General features: G+C 59.9%; 14 protein-coding genes. 8 read left to right on the plus strand and 6 right to left on the minus strand.

Annotated elements, in window-relative coordinates; translation table 11 throughout:
- Window positions 1-40: 40 nt before the first annotated feature.
- From M5B43_RS09725 to M5B43_RS09740, 4 genes are read right to left on the minus strand one after another with little or no spacing between them, the layout of a single operon-like run.
- Window positions 41-1420, minus strand: a complete 1380-nt coding sequence (locus M5B43_RS09725) for an ATP-binding protein (RefSeq protein ID WP_248749899.1) — start codon at window positions 1418-1420, stop codon at window positions 41-43.
- Entirely contained in the window at window positions 1417-3243 is a 1827-nt protein-coding gene (locus tag M5B43_RS09730; protein WP_248749900.1) for a DAHL domain-containing protein, read from the minus strand. Before M5B43_RS09730 ends, M5B43_RS09725 begins: the two co-directional genes overlap by 4 nt.
- On the minus strand, window positions 3240-4208 hold the full coding sequence (locus M5B43_RS09735) for a cytochrome c peroxidase (protein WP_248749901.1): 969 nt from the start codon (window positions 4206-4208) through the stop codon (window positions 3240-3242). Before M5B43_RS09735 ends, M5B43_RS09730 begins: the two co-directional genes overlap by 4 nt.
- Before the next feature lie 25 nt (window positions 4209-4233).
- Window positions 4234-6108 (minus strand): GGDEF and EAL domain-containing protein, encoded by a 1875-nt coding sequence (locus tag M5B43_RS09740; RefSeq protein ID WP_248749902.1) that lies wholly within the window; start codon window positions 6106-6108, stop codon window positions 4234-4236.
- 256 nt (window positions 6109-6364) lie between these two features.
- On the opposite strand from M5B43_RS09740, the gene M5B43_RS09745 reads away from it, so the two are divergent.
- Genes M5B43_RS09745 through M5B43_RS09755 form a run of 3 tightly spaced genes read left to right on the plus strand, consistent with a single transcriptional unit; the run spans window position 6365 to window position 8600 of the window.
- Window positions 6365-7678 carry an HD domain-containing phosphohydrolase gene (locus M5B43_RS09745; protein ID WP_248749903.1) on the plus strand — a complete coding sequence of 438 codons (1314 nt, stop codon included), beginning with the start codon at window positions 6365-6367 and terminating at the stop codon, window positions 7676-7678.
- Complete coding sequence (locus M5B43_RS09750) at window positions 7675-8091, plus strand: NUDIX domain-containing protein (RefSeq protein ID WP_248749904.1); 417 nt, start codon at window positions 7675-7677, stop codon at window positions 8089-8091. Before M5B43_RS09745 ends, M5B43_RS09750 begins: the two co-directional genes overlap by 4 nt.
- 5 nt (window positions 8092-8096) lie before the next feature.
- Window positions 8097-8600 (plus strand): GNAT family N-acetyltransferase, encoded by a 504-nt coding sequence (locus M5B43_RS09755; protein ID WP_248749968.1) that lies wholly within the window; start codon window positions 8097-8099, stop codon window positions 8598-8600.
- On the opposite strand, the gene metR is transcribed toward M5B43_RS09755, so the two are convergent.
- Window positions 8597-9514, minus strand: coding sequence for a transcriptional regulator MetR (metR, locus tag M5B43_RS09760; protein ID WP_043051677.1), 918 nt, complete (start codon window positions 9512-9514; stop codon window positions 8597-8599). The genes M5B43_RS09755 and metR overlap by 4 nt on opposite strands.
- Before the next feature lie 183 nt (window positions 9515-9697).
- Between metR and M5B43_RS09765 the strand changes: the two genes are divergently transcribed.
- Together M5B43_RS09765 and M5B43_RS09770 are read left to right on the plus strand one after the other, a co-directional pair.
- The gene (locus M5B43_RS09765; RefSeq protein ID WP_248749905.1) at window positions 9698-10717 is read left to right on the plus strand and encodes an alpha/beta hydrolase; all 1020 of its coding nucleotides are present in this window, start codon (window positions 9698-9700) and stop codon (window positions 10715-10717) included.
- Window positions 10718-10778: 61 nt separating this feature from the next.
- A complete protein-coding gene (locus M5B43_RS09770) occupies window positions 10779-11432 on the plus strand; it encodes a DsbA family oxidoreductase (RefSeq protein WP_248749906.1) in 654 nt (217 codons plus the stop codon).
- Between the two features lie 167 nt (window positions 11433-11599).
- On the opposite strand, the gene M5B43_RS09775 is transcribed toward M5B43_RS09770, so the two are convergent.
- Window positions 11600-12382, minus strand: a complete 783-nt coding sequence (locus M5B43_RS09775; protein WP_248749907.1) for a MipA/OmpV family protein — start codon at window positions 12380-12382, stop codon at window positions 11600-11602.
- Between the two features lie 239 nt (window positions 12383-12621).
- Between M5B43_RS09775 and M5B43_RS09780 the strand changes: the two genes are divergently transcribed.
- The 3 genes from M5B43_RS09780 to M5B43_RS09790 are packed head-to-tail and all read left to right on the plus strand — an operon-like array spanning window position 12622 to window position 15591.
- Window positions 12622-13323, plus strand: a complete 702-nt coding sequence (locus tag M5B43_RS09780; RefSeq protein ID WP_248749908.1) for an MtnX-like HAD-IB family phosphatase — start codon at window positions 12622-12624, stop codon at window positions 13321-13323.
- Window positions 13316-14713 (plus strand): aminotransferase class III-fold pyridoxal phosphate-dependent enzyme, encoded by a 1398-nt coding sequence (locus M5B43_RS09785; protein ID WP_248749909.1) that lies wholly within the window; start codon window positions 13316-13318, stop codon window positions 14711-14713. The genes M5B43_RS09780 and M5B43_RS09785 overlap by 8 nt, the downstream gene beginning before the upstream one ends.
- On the plus strand, window positions 14710-15591 hold the full coding sequence (locus M5B43_RS09790; RefSeq protein WP_248749910.1) for an alpha/beta fold hydrolase: 882 nt from the start codon (window positions 14710-14712) through the stop codon (window positions 15589-15591). Before M5B43_RS09785 ends, M5B43_RS09790 begins: the two co-directional genes overlap by 4 nt.
- Window positions 15592-15597: the final 6 nt, after the last annotated feature.

The raw sequence follows: 15597 nt of genomic DNA on the forward strand, positions 1-15597 counted from the left end.
CTGAAAAAGCCGATGCATCATCCTGGTTCGGCGGCGTGTCTTACGCCGCCGTTTGCCGAATCGGCAGTACCACGCGAAATGTGGTGCCTTTGCCCAGTTCGCTGCTGACGAAGATATCGCCCTGGTGTTTCTTGACGATGCCGTAGGAGAGGGACAGCCCCAACCCAGTGCCTTCACCCACGGGTTTAGTGGTGAAGAACGGGTCGAAAATTTTCTTCACGGTCTCGGGTGCGATCCCACAACCGTTATCCGTGACTTCCAGCCAGACGTTCTCGCCCTCCACCCCGTTGCTGATGGTGATGGTGCCGCGTTCCGGGCCCATGGCTTGTGCGGCGTTGATCACCAGGTTCATCACCACCTGGTTGAGCTGTGAAGCCAGGCATTCGATGTCCGGCAGCGGCGTGTAGTGCTTGACCACATCAGCTTTGTACTTGAGTTCGCTGGCGACGATGTTCAGTGTCGAGTCGATGCCTTGGTGCAGGTTTGCGAATTGCCAGGTCTGGTCGTTATCGACCCGCGAGAAGTTTTTCAGGTCCTTGACGATCTGCGTCACACGGCCGATGCCCTCCTTGGACTCGCGGATCAGGATCGGAATGTCCTCCTTGAGAAAGTCCAATTCCAGGTCTGTGCGCAGTGTCCTGAGCTGATCGCGCTGCTCCGGTAGCGTGATGAGTTCCTCGCAGCGTTGATAGGCTGCCAGCATCTGTTGCAGTTGGCTGAAGTAGCTGTCGAGGGTGCTGAGGTTGGATGAAATAAAGCCCACCGGGTTGTTGATTTCATGGGCGACGCCGGCCGCGAGTTGCCCCAATGACGCGAGTTTTTCCGACTGCACCAGTTGGCTTTCCAAGTGCTTGCGTTCGTCGATTTCCAGTTGCAGCGCTTGGGTGCGTTGCTCGACCAATTGTTCCAGATAAGAGGTTTGCAGGGAGGCGCGCCGGGCCATGTCCCATTTATTGGCCAGCGTGTTGGCCATTTGCTGGACTTCAATGTTGTCGAACGGTTTTTTCAGGATCAGCAAGCGATCATGGGCGCGCAGGCGAAATAGCAGGTCTTCCCAGGAGTAATCCGAGTAGGCGGTACACACCACCACTTGCAGGTCGGGGTCGATTTTCCACAACTCCTCGATGGTCTTCGCGCCGTCCCAGCCTTGCGGCATACGCATATCGACAAAGGCCAGTGCGTAGGGGTGCTTTTGCGCCATGGCCGTGGTCAGCAGGCCCAAACCTTCTTCGCCGCCATACGCTGAATGCAACTCGAACAGCTGGGCCTGGGGTTTGGCGGTATCGCCAAACAGCGCCGACTCCATATCATCCAACGCCTGGTTGGACGCCACGGCAGGCATCAGAATTTTGCGGAAATCCTCATGAATGGACGGTGTGTCGTCAATCAACAGGATGCGCCGGTTGGGCGGTTGGTTCATGTGGTGGTTCCGGCAAGGGTAAGAGGGATCGTCAGGGTGAAGACCGCGCCAAGGCCCGGCCCGTCGCTGTGGGCGCAGAGCTGGCCATTCATTTCCACGGCAGCCAGGGCGCAGCTGTGCAGGCCGAAGCCATGGCCTTCCTTACGCGTGGTAAAGCCATGGGTGAATATCCGGGTCATGTTTTCGGCCGGTATACCTTCGCCATCGTCCTTCACGCTGATCTTGAGGGTGTTTTCATCCCCCGGTTGCACCGTCAGGGTCATTTGCCGTGGCCGGTGGGTGAGGTTGGACATGGCGTACTTGGCGTTGCTGATCAGGTTGACCATGATCAGCAGCAGCCGGTGTTTGTCGCCCAGAATATCCGGTACCGGCGCATATTCCTTGACCACCGTGACGTGATGGCGGTTCAAGGCGCCAGCGTTCATGCGCAGGGCGTCTTCCATCAAGGTGCTGATATTGACGGGTTCGAGCAGGGTGGAGGCGCCGGCGTAAGACTGCTGGGTCGAGACGATGTCCTTGATGTGGTCAACGCTTTTGCTTAACTGCGTCAACTCGTCGGCCATGCCTTGCTGTTCGAGTGCAATCGCTTCCACCAACTGGTTCAAGTAGCCGGGCAGCAATTTGCCCTTTTCGTCCTCGGTGAGGAAGCTGCCCAGGTCGTCCGGGTGCTCATTGATCAGTTGCATGGCTTTGCCCAGGCCCAGGGCTTTGCTGGTGCGCAGCTTGCGGGTGACCAGGTCGGCGGAGATGTTCACGCTGTTGAGCACGTTGCCGACGTTGTGCAGCACGTTGGTGGCGATCTCCGCCATGCCTGCCTGGCGGGCGCTGTCCATCAGTTCGCTCTGGGCATCCTTGAGCTGTTGCGTGCGCCGTTCCACACGTTGCTCCAGGGTTTCGTTGGCCGCCTGCAAGGCGCGATTGACGCGGTTGATCTCGGCGAAACTGCGCAGCAGGCGCACCGCCAGGTACAGCAGCAACACCACCAGCAAGGTCGAGAAGACCAGCAAGTAGCGATGGTATTGATGATCAACGAGGTCGGCGGTCTGCTGGTCCTGGTTGAGGTGGGTGGTCATGTCATCCAGGCGCTCGGCCACGGGTACCGCCGCAATCCGTTCGAGCAAGGTGTTGACCATCGGCTGCTCGCGCAGGATCAACGAAATATGATTGCTGAGGATATCCACCGGGGCCTGGAACTCCCGGGGCAGGAGCTGTTTGTTGGTTTCCAGTTTGCCCAGGCCCACCAGGATGTCTGCGGCGCGTTCGTCGCTGGTAACCTGGGCGAGCTCCAGGCTGCTGAGCAGCAGGTCGTAGGTGTCGGTGGCCACGGCTTGCAGTTGCAGTTGGCCTTCACTGTCAACGCGGTTGAACAGGGCCTGGATGTCATCTTCGGCCGTCGGCAGAAAGGCCAGTGAGTTGCGCAACACCGCGTTGTGGGATTTGAACTGGTCGACCAGCCGCGCCTTTTCCTGGATGGCGGCCTGATAAGCCAGTTGGGTGGCTTGCCACTGTATCTGGTCGGTGGGGCTGTGGTAGGTGTCGCGGCTCTCCAGCTCGGCCCAGATCCGCGTCATTTCCGTCAGCGGCGTGACCAATGGATCGTAGTTGTGGGTAATCGCGATCCGCGCCTTGAGCACTTCGCTGTCCCACTGGGCATTGAGCTGTTGGAGCTGGCGGATCAGGTCCCGTGACTGGGTGTAGCTGGCCGTCTGGTCGCGAGATGACATGAGGTACAAAAACACCAGCGTCGAGGCCAGCAGCAGGGTCATCAACCCCAGTAACAGTTGGCTGGTACGGCGGCGGGACAGCTGTGATCGCAGGCTCATAGGGGCTTGCCCGCCCATTGGCCGGTCAGGGTCTTGAGAAACAGGATGATCAGGTCCTTGTCTTCCTGGCTCGGATTACGCCCCAGTTGAAACTTGAACATCACGTCCACGGCCTCCTCCAGTGTCTTGGCCGAAGCGTCGTGAAAGTACGGCGCGGTGACCGCCACATTCCGCAGGCTGGGCACCTTGAACACGTAGCGGTCCTCCTCGTCCTGGGTCACCAGGTAGCGCCCCAGGTCTGATTCAACCGGGTTGCCGCGTGCCTTGAAGTAATCGCCCATCACACCGAACTTCTGGAACATGTTGCCGCCGATGTTCACCCCCTGATGGCAGGCGATACAGCCATAGTCCTTGAAGCGCAGGTAGCCGTATTTCTCCTGGGTCGTCAGGATCTCAGTGTTGCCTTTCAAATATTGGTCAAACCGCGAGTCAGGCGTGAGCAACGTGCGCTCGTAGGTGGCCAGGGCGTTTTGTACATTGGCGGCGGTGACGCCATCAGGGTACGCCTGCTGGAATGCGTTCTGGTAGGCGGGCAGGGCGGACAGGTTCTGCACCACGGTTTTCCAGTCGCTGCCCATTTCCACCGGGCTGATCACTACTTGCTCGACCTGCGCCTGGAGGGTATCTACACGGCCATTCCAGAACTGTTTGAAGTTCAGGCTGGCGTTGAACACGGTGGGCGTGTTGATGCCCACGGGTTTACCGTCGAAGCCAATGGAGAACGGCTTGTTGTCGGCGCCCCCGGTTTCCAGGCGGTGACAGCTGGCACAGGACAGCGTGTTGTTGACCGACAGGCGCGGCTCGTTGAACAGTTGGCGGCCCAGCTCGACTTTGGCAGGGTCGAGTGTGGGGATCTCCGGTAGAGGTTTCAGTGCTTCGTCCAGCGGCGCGGCCATCAGCGGCACAGCCGTGCCCGACCACAGCAGGAGCATGAGGCCGAGGCGATAAATCGAGACGTTGCTCAAGCGAGCACTCCTTGCAAGCATAGGGCTATTGATCGGGCATCAGTGTCGCACTGCCCACTTGCAGCAACGGGATGAAGTCCTTGGCCGGCAACGCCTTGCTGAATAGAAACCCCTGGCCCTCGTCACACTGCTGGGCCTTGAGGAAGTTCAGCTGCTCCACGGTTTCCACGCCTTCGGCGATGATATTCAGCTCCAGGCTTTTGCCCAAACTGATGATAGCGCTGATCAGTTGTTCGTCCCGGCTATTTACACCCAGGCCGTGTACAAATGATTGGTCGATCTTCAGCACGTCGATGGGAAAGCGCCGCAAGTAGCTGAGGCTGGAGTAGCCGGTGCCGAAATCATCCAGGGCCAGGCGTACGCCCATGGCCTTGATCCTTTGCAGAATCTCGACGGTTTCGTCGACATTCTGCATCAGTACGCTTTCGGTGATTTCCAGTTCCAGTTGGGTGGGCGGCAGGCCGGTCTGTTCGAGGATGATGGCCAGGTTGTCGACAAAGTCGCGCTGGCGGAAGTCGATCGCCGAGATATTCACCGAGATGCCCAGCGGTGGCAGGTTCATGCCACGCCAGGCTTGGGCTTGTTCGCAAGCTTGGCGCAATACCCACTGAGTCAGGCGCACGATCAGGCCGCTGTCTTCGGCGACCGGAATGAAATCAATTGGGCTGACCCAGCCCGATTGCGGTTGAAACCAGCGTGTCAGCGCTTCGGCACCCACCACCCGCCCGGATTTCAGATCCAGCTTGGGTTGGTAGTGCAGTACAAATTCGTCGCGCTCCAGCGCCTGGAGGATCGCGCTTTCCAGGTTTTGCTGGTGTTGGGCGTGCAGGTTCATCGCTTCGGTATAAAAACTGAAGTCGTTCGGGCCCCGTTCCTTGCTGTTGTGCATGGCCGTTTCAGCGTGTTTGATCAACCCCACCGCATTGGCGGTGTCGCTGGGGTAGAGGCTGATACCCAGGCTGGCCGTGACACTCAGGTCATGCCCCGCGATGTGGCGAGTATCGCTGACGGCCTTGAGCACCTTTTGCGCAATGTGCTGGGTTTGCTGGGGAGGCTGGATGTCGTTGAGCAAGATCACGAACTCGTCGGAGCCGTAGCGAAACACCGAGTCGGACTCACGCACTGTCGCCACCAGGCTTTGGCTGACTTGCTGGAGCACCTCGTCACCTGCCGGGTAACCCAGGGCATTGTTGATGCGTTTGAAGCGGTCAAGGCCGATAAACATCACCGCCAGTTGCGTGTCATGCCGCCGGCCCATTGCAATGGCTTGGGTCAGGCGGTCACCCAGCAACGTGCTGTTGGGCAATTGCGTGAGCGCGTCGTATTGCAACAGGTGCGAAACCTTGAGCAGTTCCTGCACACGTTCTTCAATGGTGCGCTCCAGGCCGATCACCTTCAGCGCGACGTCTTGGGCGAGTTGCCATTTCCAGGTCAGGGCGCTGGCCATCTGGCGGATTTCCAGATGGTCGAAGGGCTTTTTCAGGATCAGTAACTGATCGTTGTATTTCAACCGTGCTTCGATGGCTTCAAAAGAATAGTCCGAATAGGCCGTGCACAGGGCGATTTGCAGGTTGGGGTCGACGCTCCACAGCGCTTCGATGGTTTGCAAACCGTCCCAGCCGGGAGGCATGCGCATATCGATAAACACCATGGCATAGGGTGCACAGGCGTCCAGGGCCTTGTTCACCAGCACCAGCGCTTCCTCGCCCTGGTAGGCCGAGTCCAGCTCAAAGGCTTGGCGTACCGGCGCTGCGCTGCCGAAAAGGGTGGACTCCAAGGTGTCCAACGAGGGTTCGCCGTGCTCATCGGCGCAGAGAATCTTGCGAAAGTCCTGGTGGATCGAGGCGGTGTCATCCACGATCAGAATGCGACGGTTGGCCCGCGCGGCGTGTGTGTTCATGACGCGCTTCGCAGTTGCGCACGGCTAGAGAGCATAACGGTTCCTTCCCTGCTTCCATCTTTGAGCGGAGCACAGACTTCCTGTGACAGCATAGTCGAGCTCCCTTGATCTCGACGGCCTGTTGGCGTCAAATCAACCTGGCGCCTGCACGACGTCCCAAAGAGCATCAGTCGGCCTGGATCTTCCAGTGACGGCACAAGGTACGACGCAACGGTTCAATTTAGCTCAATTTGGATTTATTTAAAGGCAGAGCCACATGGATGAACAACTCGCTAGCAAGTCCACTGTTCTGCTGGTCGACGATGAAGAATCGATCCTGAACAGCCTGCGCCGCCTGTTGCGCGGCCAGCCCTATGAGCTGGTGTTGGCCACCAGCGGTGCGCAGGCGCTGGAGATCATGGCTAGCCGGCCCATTGACCTGGTGATGAGCGATGCACGCATGCCCGGCATGGACGGGGCGACGCTGTTGGCTGAGGTGCACCGTCTGTACCCCACCACCAGCCGTATCCTGCTGACCGGTTATGCCGACCTGACGACCATCATCAAGGCGATCAACGAAGGGCAGATCCACCGTTACATCAGCAAACCCTGGAATGACGAAGAGCTGCAGTTGGTGTTGCACCAGTCCCTCGAGCATCAGCGCCTGGAACGCCTGGCGCGGGCACAGAGCGAGCAGCTCAAGGTCCTCAACGCCACGCTGGAAAAACGTGTGGCGTCGCGCACCTCCGAATTGCAGCAGACCGCCGACATGCTTGACCTGGCCTACGACGAACTCAAGCGCAGCTACGTGACCGGCACTGAAGTGTTTTCGCTGTTGGCCAACCTGCGCTTGCCCAAGGACAAACAGACCAACCGTGCGTTGATCGAACTGATCCGCGTGTACTGCGCCGCCCAGTCCATCGATGAAGCCACGACGCGTGACCTGACCATGGCGGCGGCGTTGTACAACATCGGCAAGTTGAGCTGGAGCGACAACATGATGGTTGCACCGTCGGACAAACTGCACAGCACCGACCGCGGCTTGTATCGTGAGTACCCGGCGCAAAGCGAATCGCTGCTGATGGCCCTGGAACCGATGAAGGATGCCGCCCGGATCATTCGTCATCACCAGGAGCGTTGGGACGGCTCGGGGTTTCCCGACCACCTCAAGGGTGATGCTATTCCGCGGGAGTCGCGGCTGTTGAAATTGGCCGTGGACTTCATCGAGTTGCAGAAAGGCTTGATCCTTGAACGGCATTTGAACAGCGACGAATCCCTGCTGTATATCCGCAAATACGCCGGTCGCCTGTATGACCCGGAGTTGGTCGAGGATTTTGTCCTGGCCTGCGCGACCTTCCTGAGCGATGTGACCCTGGGGGACCCCTGCGTCAAGGCCCTCACCACTCGAGAACTGGAAGCCGGTATGGTCCTGGCACGCAACCTCAATGCCGATAACGGTATGCTGTTACTGAACGCCGGCAAGGTGCTGAACTTGCCATTGGTGGACAAATTGATCGCCTTCGAGGCAATGGAAGGCGCGAAATACTGCGTATTTATTAAACAACTTGACGAGACACCGAATCTTTCATGAGCCATTCAACGATCCGTATCGCCGCGGCCCTCCTGATCGGCCGCAATGGCCAAACCCTGCTGGTGCGCAAGCGCGGCACCCAAGCCTTCATGCAGCCTGGCGGCAAGATCGACGCCGGTGAACAACCCGTCGAGGCCCTGGTGCGCGAGTTGCACGAGGAGCTGAACCTGCTCATCGACCCTGATGACGCCGTCTACCTGGGCCACTTCTCGGCCCCTGCGGCCAACGAACCAGGGTTCACCGTACACGCGCAGTTGTTCCAAGTGCAGATCGATGTGGCGGTGACCCCGGCGGCGGAGATTGAAGAGGTGCGCTGGATCGACCCGGCTGGCGACGGTGGCTTGCACTTGGCCCCCTTGACCCGTGACCTGATCCTGCCGTTTTACCGCGCTTCGCTGGCCGAACCGGCCTGATGCCCTTGATGATCCGTGCACTGGGCGCCGATGACGCCGAGGCTTATCGGGCCTTGATGCTTGAGGCTTATGGCGCCTATCCCCAGGCATTTACCTCCAGTGTGGCCGAGCGTGCAGCGATGCCGTTGAGCTGGTGGCAAAAGCGCCTTGATCATCCGCTGGATCGGCTGCTGGGTGGTTTCGATGGCGAGCAGTTGGCAGGGATTGTCGGCCTGGCATTCGAGCCGCGAGAAAAGGCCAGGCACAAGGTCACGTTGTTTGGCATGTACGTGACCCACGCGCATCAACAGAAGGGGGTGGGCCGCCGATTGGTGGAGGCGGCGCTCCTTGAGGCGCGCCAACACCCGCGGCTCAAACTGATTCAATTGACTGTCACCGCCGGCAATGACGCCGCGATTGCCCTGTACCGGCGGTGCGGTTTTATCCAATACGGCCTGGAACCGCTGGCAGTGAGGGTGGGCGTCGAGTATTTCGACAAGCTCCACATGTGGCGCGAGCTGACGCCCTAGCGCACTGCGCTGACCCCATCCAATGTGGAAAACGACGTGTCCTTGGCCGTGAGCAAAAAGTCGCGCATATAGGGCGCGTCCAGCATGTCCGCACGAATCCCCGCGTACAGCGTCGCAAACAACCCTTTCTCGCCCAGGCGCTTGGCCTTCACATAGCCACGCGAGCTGTATTCATGCAGCGCCCAATGAGGCATGCCGCACACACCACGGCCACTGGCAACCAGTTGCATCATCATCACCGTCAGTTCCGAGGTCCGCACCTGTGCCGGTTCCACATCGGCGGGCTCCAGGAAGCGAGTGAAGATGTCCAGGCGGTCGCGTTCCACCGGGTAGGTGATCAGGGTTTCGGTCAGCAGGTCTTCGGGCACGATATACGGCTTGTTCGCCAGCGGGTGCTGGTTGGCTACCGCCAGCATGGCCTCGTAGGTGAACAGCGGCACGTAGGTGATGCCGGCCAGTTCCAGCGGGTCGGAGGTGACCACCAGGTCCAGGTCGCCACGGGCCAGGGCCGGCAGTGGGGCGAAGGCGAAACCGGACGCCAGGTCCAGTTCGACCTCGGGCCAGGCATCGCGGAACTGGTCGATGGTCGGCATCAGCCATTGGAAGCAGCTGTGGCACTCGATCGCCATATGCAAACGCCCGGCGGTGCCGCCGGCCAAGCGCGCGATGTCACGCTCGGCACCGCGCAGCAACGGCAGCGTGGCGTCGGCCAGTTGCAGCAGGCGCAGGCCGGCGCTGGTGAAGCGCAGCGGCTTGGTCTTGCGCACGAACAGCGGCATGCCCAGGCGCTCCTCCAGCTCCTTGAACTGGTGGGACAGTGCCGATTGCGTCAGGTGCAGGCGCTCGGCGGCTTCCACCAGGCTGTCGGCTTCGCGCAGGGCGTGCAGGGTTTTGAGGTGGCGAATTTCGAGCACGGGCTCTCCATGAGGGCAATTTGTGACAAAGCGGGATAGCGTGAGTTTGTCTCATGTTGCAAGGCGTTGTCGACTACGACCGCTGGGCACTCTTCATCAAACTGTCATGGAACTGTGGCAGCGCGCTTGAACAAACTTCATCAGACTCGCGCTCTACTGGGGTTCTGTGTTTCGGTGTTTTTCATGCGCGTGTTGCTTTTACTGGCCGCTCTATTATTCGGCCTGCCGTCTTTTGCGGCTTCTCGATGTGACGTCAATGTCCCGACCCAAACGGTCGACCTGGAAAAGGTCAGCATCGCCTACCAGAGCATCGGCCGTGCGTCCGATCCTGCGTTGCTGCTGGTCATGGGCCTGGGCGGGCAGTTGATCCATTGGCCGGATGAAGTGGTGGTGGCCTTGTGCGAACAGGGTTTTCGGGTCATCCGCTACGACAACCGTGATGTCGGCCTGTCTACCTGGCGCCAGGCACCGGCCAGCGCCAACCTGACCTTTGAAGTGCTGCGCTACAAGCTCGGCCTGCCGGTCGCGGCGCCGTACACGCTGACTGACATGGCCGATGACGCGCTGGGGCTGATGGATGCCTTGCAGGTCCAGCAATTCCATGTGCTGGGCGCGAGCATGGGCGGCATGATCGCCCAGCACCTGGCGGCCATGGCGCCGCAACGGGTCGAGAGCCTGACCCTGGTCATGACCAGCTCCGGCGCTGAAGGCTTGCCGGCGCCGAACGCGGCGTTGGTGCAGTTACTGTCACGGCGCAGCGCGCCCAATCGCGAAGTGGCGTTGGAGCAGCAGGCCGACCTGTTGGCGGCGCTGGGTAGCCCTTATGTGAAAGATGATCGCCAAGTGCTGCTGCACCAGGCGGCGCTGTCCTATGATCGCGCCTTCAACCCGGATGGGGTGAAGCGTCAGATCATGGCGATTCTGGCCGAGCCGAGCCGCGTGCCCTTGCTCAACCAATTGCGTGTGCCAACCCTGGTGGTGCATGGCACCGCCGATCCCTTGTTGCCGGTGATGCACGGTGTGCACCTGGCCGCGCATATCCAGGGCAGCCAATTGAAATTGATTCCTGGCATGGCCCATCGTTTCCAGGAAGCCTTCAAGGCCCCACTGCTGACGGCGGTGCTGCCGTATCTCAAGGCTCATCGCGAAGACGCCGCGCACTGGGCGCAGATTGACCTGGGCGGGCCTTCGAAGGTGTTGTGAAGTTGGTGTATCGTGCAACCTTTATGTATGGCGCACATTACTGCCAGCGAGGTTGCCTGCCATGAGTACTCCCCTGAAAATCGATTTCGTCAGCGATGTGTCTTGCCCTTGGTGCATCATCGGCCTGCGTGGCTTGACCGAGGCCCTTGACCAGCTGGGTAGCGAAGTGCAGGCCGAGATCCATTTCCAGCCGTTCGAACTGAACCCGAATATGCCTGCCGAAGGTCAGAACATCGTCGAGCACATCACCGAAAAGTACGGTTCCACCGCCGAAGAGTCCCAGGCCAACCGTGCGCGTATCCGCGACATGGGCGCTGCGCTGGGCTTTGCCTTCCGTACCGACGGCCAGAGCCGTATCTACAACACCTTCGATGCCCATCGCCTGCTGCATTGGGCCGGGCTTGAGGGTTTGCAGTACAACCTCAAGGAAGCGCTGTTCAAGGCCTATTTCAGCGATGGCCAGGACCCGTCCGACCACGCGACCCTGGCGATCATCGCCGAAAGTGTCGGCCTGGACATCAAGCGCGCCGCCGAGATTCTCGCCTCTGACGAATATGCCGCCGAAGTCCGTGAGCAGGAGCAACTGTGGATCTCCCGGGGCGTGACGTCGGTGCCGACCATCGTGTTCAACGACCAGTATGCGGTCAGCGGTGGCCAGCCGGCTGAAGCGTTTGTCGGGGCGATCCGCCAGATCATCCGGGAAGCCAAGGGCTGATCGTTTTCTTCAGGTAAATGTGGGAGGGGGCAAGCCCCACTGCCAGTCAGTTAAGCGCTCGCCACAGTGATAGTGTTCCTTCTGAACTGACGGGCATTGGGGTTAGCCCCCTCCCACAATCTTTACCCGCGTTCAGCTTCCACCCTCAGGTCGCCTCGGTTTGGTCATCAGTCAAACTTGTAGCTGATCGCGGTTTGCACCTGGCCCTGGTTCACGTTGCCGGTTTCCTTGACGATGGTGCTGTTGGCGGCCGAGCCGACCAGGTGCGTCCAGCTGGCGCTGGTCAGCAGCGACCAATGGGTGTCCAGCGGGAATTCGAAACTTTGGGTCAGCGTCAGGTTCTGGAAGCCTGCGCTGGCGTTATAGGCACGAATACCCGAGGCCGCGGATTCCTGGGCGCTGACACCGAAAAAGGTCTGGGTCTGGCGGGCGTCGGCAAAGTGCGCCATCAGGCCCGTGCTGCCGATGATGCCGCCACCGAGTGGGTAGCCCAGCTCACCACCGAGTTTACCCAGCACACCACTTTGGTCGCGTCCGCCGCCTACCGCCTGGCCGACCTGGGCGTACACGCGCCAGAACTCGGCCGGGGCGTATTGGATGAAACCACCGACCTCGGCCATGTCCGACACATCGCGCAAGCCACGCAGCGCACCGTTGGCCGTACGGCCCGGAAGATAATTGATGTAGGGGCCGGCGGTGATGCCGTTGGTATTGAGTGCGCTCCAGGTCAGGCCGTCGTCGGTACCCAGGCTGACACTGCCCCAATCCAGGTCGGCGTAGGGAATAGGCTGTGTCTCGTAGCGGCTGCCGGTCGGGTCATGGGGCTGATAGCTGACGCCCGCGCCCACTTCACCTGTGATGCCGTCGGCCCATGCCGTGCCGGAAACGCCCAACAGCCCCCCCAAACCCACGAATAGAGCACCGGTGAATACAGCAGCAACCTTGAACATTGAACGGTTTCCTTATCTGAACATGCGCGCATTCACGCGCGAAGGGCATCCCTGGCGCAAGCACTCATCTTGTTTGTAGCAAGCTACAAAAATTGTAGCTCCTGTGACACAAATGACTCAATGTATCAGCCAAAGCCCCAGCCCTGCTGGGTTTTGATCAGTTGGCACAGTCCCTGCTTTACCCCTTGCGCAAGCGCATAGAGCGCTCCTCTTCAAGCCCTCCAACACAAGGACAGGCAATGATCCAGTGGCATATCGTGTGCGACTTCGACGGGACTATCACTCCCACCGACGTCATCGACAACGTCCTCCAACGCTTCGCCGGCCCCGAGTGGGAAACCATCGAACAGGAATGGCTGGATGGGCATATCGGTTCCCGCGAATGCCTGAGCCGTCAACTGGCGCTGATCAAGGCGACCCCGGCTGAATTGCTGGCGTACTTCGACAGCGTTGAGATCGACCCGGACTTCCCGGATTTCGTCGACCATGTCATGGGCCTGGGCGCGACCATCGAAGTGGTCAGCGACGGCATCGAGCAAGGTATCGCACGCATCCTGTCGCGTAACTACGTGACGTTGCTGCCGATCCTGGCCAACCGCCTGCGCCAGGTCGACCAGAACAGCTGGCGCATCGACTTCCCGTATTCCAGTGATGCCTGCCGTGCCGCTTCCGGCAACTGCAAGTGCAAATCCACCCCGCGCAACAAGCGTGTGCTGGTGATCGGCGACGGCAAGTCCGACATGTGCGTGGCCTCCACCGCCGACTTCGTCTTTGCCAAAGGCAGCCTCGCCAACTACTGCGAAGCCAACAACATTCCTCATGCGCGCTTCGACACCTTTGCCGAAGTGACCGCATTGCTGGCCAAGCTGCCTCAGGGCATCGCCGCCAACGCTACCAACTTTACTGCTGCTGACAATCAGGAACTCTTCCACCATGTCTGATATCCGTATCGCCACCGCCGAAGACCAGATTCTTCTGGATAAAGAAGCCAAGTATTGCTCCTACGGCGACACCGTTCACTACATCGAGCCGCCGCGTATTTTCAGCCGTTGCGAAGGCTCTTACGTGTGGGACACCGAAGACCAGGCTTACCTTGACCTGCAAATGTGGTACTCGGCCGTTAACTTCGGCTACGCCAACCCGCGCCTGAACAATGCGCTGAAACAGCAGATCGATACCCTGCCGCAGATCGCCAGCCAGTACCTGCACAAAGGCAAGATCGAACTGTCGGAAATGATCGCAGTCGACGCCAAGAAGAAGTTCGGCCTCGACGGTCGCGTGCACTTCAACGTGGGCGGTTCGCAGTCGATCGAAGACTCGTTGAAAGTGGTGCGTAACGCCTCCAACGGCAAGAGCCTGATGTTCGCCTTCGAGGGCGGCTACCACGGTCGTACGCTCGGCGCTTCGTCGATCACTTCCAGCTTCCGCTATCGTCGTCGTTACGGCCACTTCGGCGAGCGCGCCAACTTCATTCCGTTCCCCTACCACTTCCGTGGCCCAAAGGGCATGACGAAAGAAGAGTACGGCAGCCACTGTGTGCAGCAGTTCGCGCGTTTGTTCGAGACTGAATACAACGGCGTCTGGGACCCGAAAACCAACCAGTGCGAATACGCAGCCTTCTACGTCGAGCCGATCCAGGGCACCGGCGGCTACGTGATTCCACCGATGAACTTCTACCGCGAACTCAAGCAAGTACTGGATCAGCACGGCATCCTGATGGTGTCCGACGAAATCCAGATGGGCTTCTATCGCACCGGCAAACTGTGGTCGATCGAACACTTCGATGTGCAGCCGGACGTGATCGTCTTCGGTAAGGCGCTGACCAACGGCCTCAACCCACTGGGTGGCATCTGGGCCCGTGAAGAGTTGATCAACCCGACGGTCTTCCCACCAGGATCGACCCACTCCACCTTCGCCTCCAACCCACTGGGTACGGCGGTAGGCCTGGAAATGTTCAAGATGACCAGCGAAGTCGACTACGGCGCGATGGTCATGGCCAAGGGCAAGTACTTCCTGGAAGGTCTGCAAGACCTGAAAAAGCGCTTCCCGATGATCATCGGCGACGTCGATGGCCTGGGCCTGGCGCTGCGCTGCGAAATCTGCGGTCCGGATGGCTTCACGCCAGACAAGGCGACCCTGGACTACATGGTCGAAGAAGGCATGAAGGGCGACATGGTGGTTGATGGCCAGAAACTCGGCTTGATCCTCGATGTGGGCGGTTACTACAAAAACGTGATCACGCTGGCTCCGTCCCTGGAAATCAGCTACCCGGAAATCGACCTGGGCCTGAAACTCCTCGAGCAACTGCTGGTGCGGGCAACAAAACGGTGAACGCAGCTCTCGTTGACACGGGCGGGGTCGACCTCGGTGAAGGTGATGCCGGCTTCGTTCTCGGTGAAGGTCCGGTCGGGATCCTGTTGATCCACGGCCTGACCGGCACCCCGACGGAATTGCGTCAGGTCGCCAAGGGCCTGGCCAAGGTGGGTAACTGCACGGTGTACGTGCCCACCCTGGCTGGGCATTGCGGCGATAACAGCGACCTGCAGGCCACGGGCTGGCTGGACTGGTACGAAGGCGTGCGCAAGACCTTCGTGCAGGTCAAGCAACGCCACGAGCAGGTGTTTGTCGGTGGCTTGTCCATGGGGGCGGTGATGTCGATGTACGTGGCCGCCGAACACCCGGGCCAGGTCGCTGGGCTGCTGATGTATTCCACCACCTTGAAGTACGACGGCTGGAGCATTAACAAGCTGGCGTTCCTGACGCCGTTGCTGATGAAGATCCCGTTCGGCGTGCACATCTGTCGCTTCGAAGAGAAGCCGCCTTACGGCATCAAGAACGAACGCCTGCGGGCCATCGTCGAGCGCCAGATGAAGGAAGGGGAGAGCAGCGAGGCCGGTTTGTTGACCATGGAAGGCATCACGGTGCGCGAGCTGCATCGGATGAACGCCGTGGTCAAGAAACGTATGCCCCAAGTCAAGGTACCGGCGCTGGTGTTGCACTCCATCGAGGATGACATCACCAGCCGTTGGAACGCCGATTACGTGGAGCGCCACCTCGGTGGTCCCGTGACCAAGATCCTGTTGGACAACTGCTATCACATGATCACCGTCGACTTGCAATACCGTCGGGTGATTGAGTTGAGTGCTGAGTTTGTCGAACAGCATGCCGCTATCATCCAGGCGCCAGAAGACTATCGACAGCGGGCATAAGCCTAA

It is taken from the genome of Pseudomonas sp. MWU15-20650, from assembly GCF_023242475.1.
Taxonomy (GTDB): domain Bacteria; phylum Pseudomonadota; class Gammaproteobacteria; order Pseudomonadales; family Pseudomonadaceae; genus Aquipseudomonas.

Bases quoted from the DNA above. Each gene is read 5' to 3' on its own strand.
- M5B43_RS09725 (WP_248749899.1), bottom strand. From the start codon at position 1,420: ATGAACCAACCGCCCAACCGGCGCATCCTGTTGATTGACGACACACCG.
- M5B43_RS09730 (WP_248749900.1), bottom strand. From the start codon at position 3,243: ATGAGCCTGCGATCACAGCTGTCCCGCCGCCGTACCAGCCAACTGTTA.
- M5B43_RS09740 (WP_248749902.1), bottom strand. From the start codon at position 6,108: ATGAACACACACGCCGCGCGGGCCAACCGTCGCATTCTGATCGTGGAT.
- M5B43_RS09745 (WP_248749903.1), top strand. From the start codon at position 6,365: ATGGATGAACAACTCGCTAGCAAGTCCACTGTTCTGCTGGTCGACGAT.
- M5B43_RS09750 (WP_248749904.1), top strand. From the start codon at position 7,675: ATGAGCCATTCAACGATCCGTATCGCCGCGGCCCTCCTGATCGGCCGC.
- M5B43_RS09765 (WP_248749905.1), top strand. From the start codon at position 9,698: ATGCGCGTGTTGCTTTTACTGGCCGCTCTATTATTCGGCCTGCCGTCT.
- M5B43_RS09770 (WP_248749906.1), top strand. From the start codon at position 10,779: ATGAGTACTCCCCTGAAAATCGATTTCGTCAGCGATGTGTCTTGCCCT.
- M5B43_RS09775 (WP_248749907.1), bottom strand. From the start codon at position 12,382: ATGTTCAAGGTTGCTGCTGTATTCACCGGTGCTCTATTCGTGGGTTTG.
- M5B43_RS09780 (WP_248749908.1), top strand. From the start codon at position 12,622: ATGATCCAGTGGCATATCGTGTGCGACTTCGACGGGACTATCACTCCC.
- M5B43_RS09785 (WP_248749909.1), top strand. From the start codon at position 13,316: ATGTCTGATATCCGTATCGCCACCGCCGAAGACCAGATTCTTCTGGAT.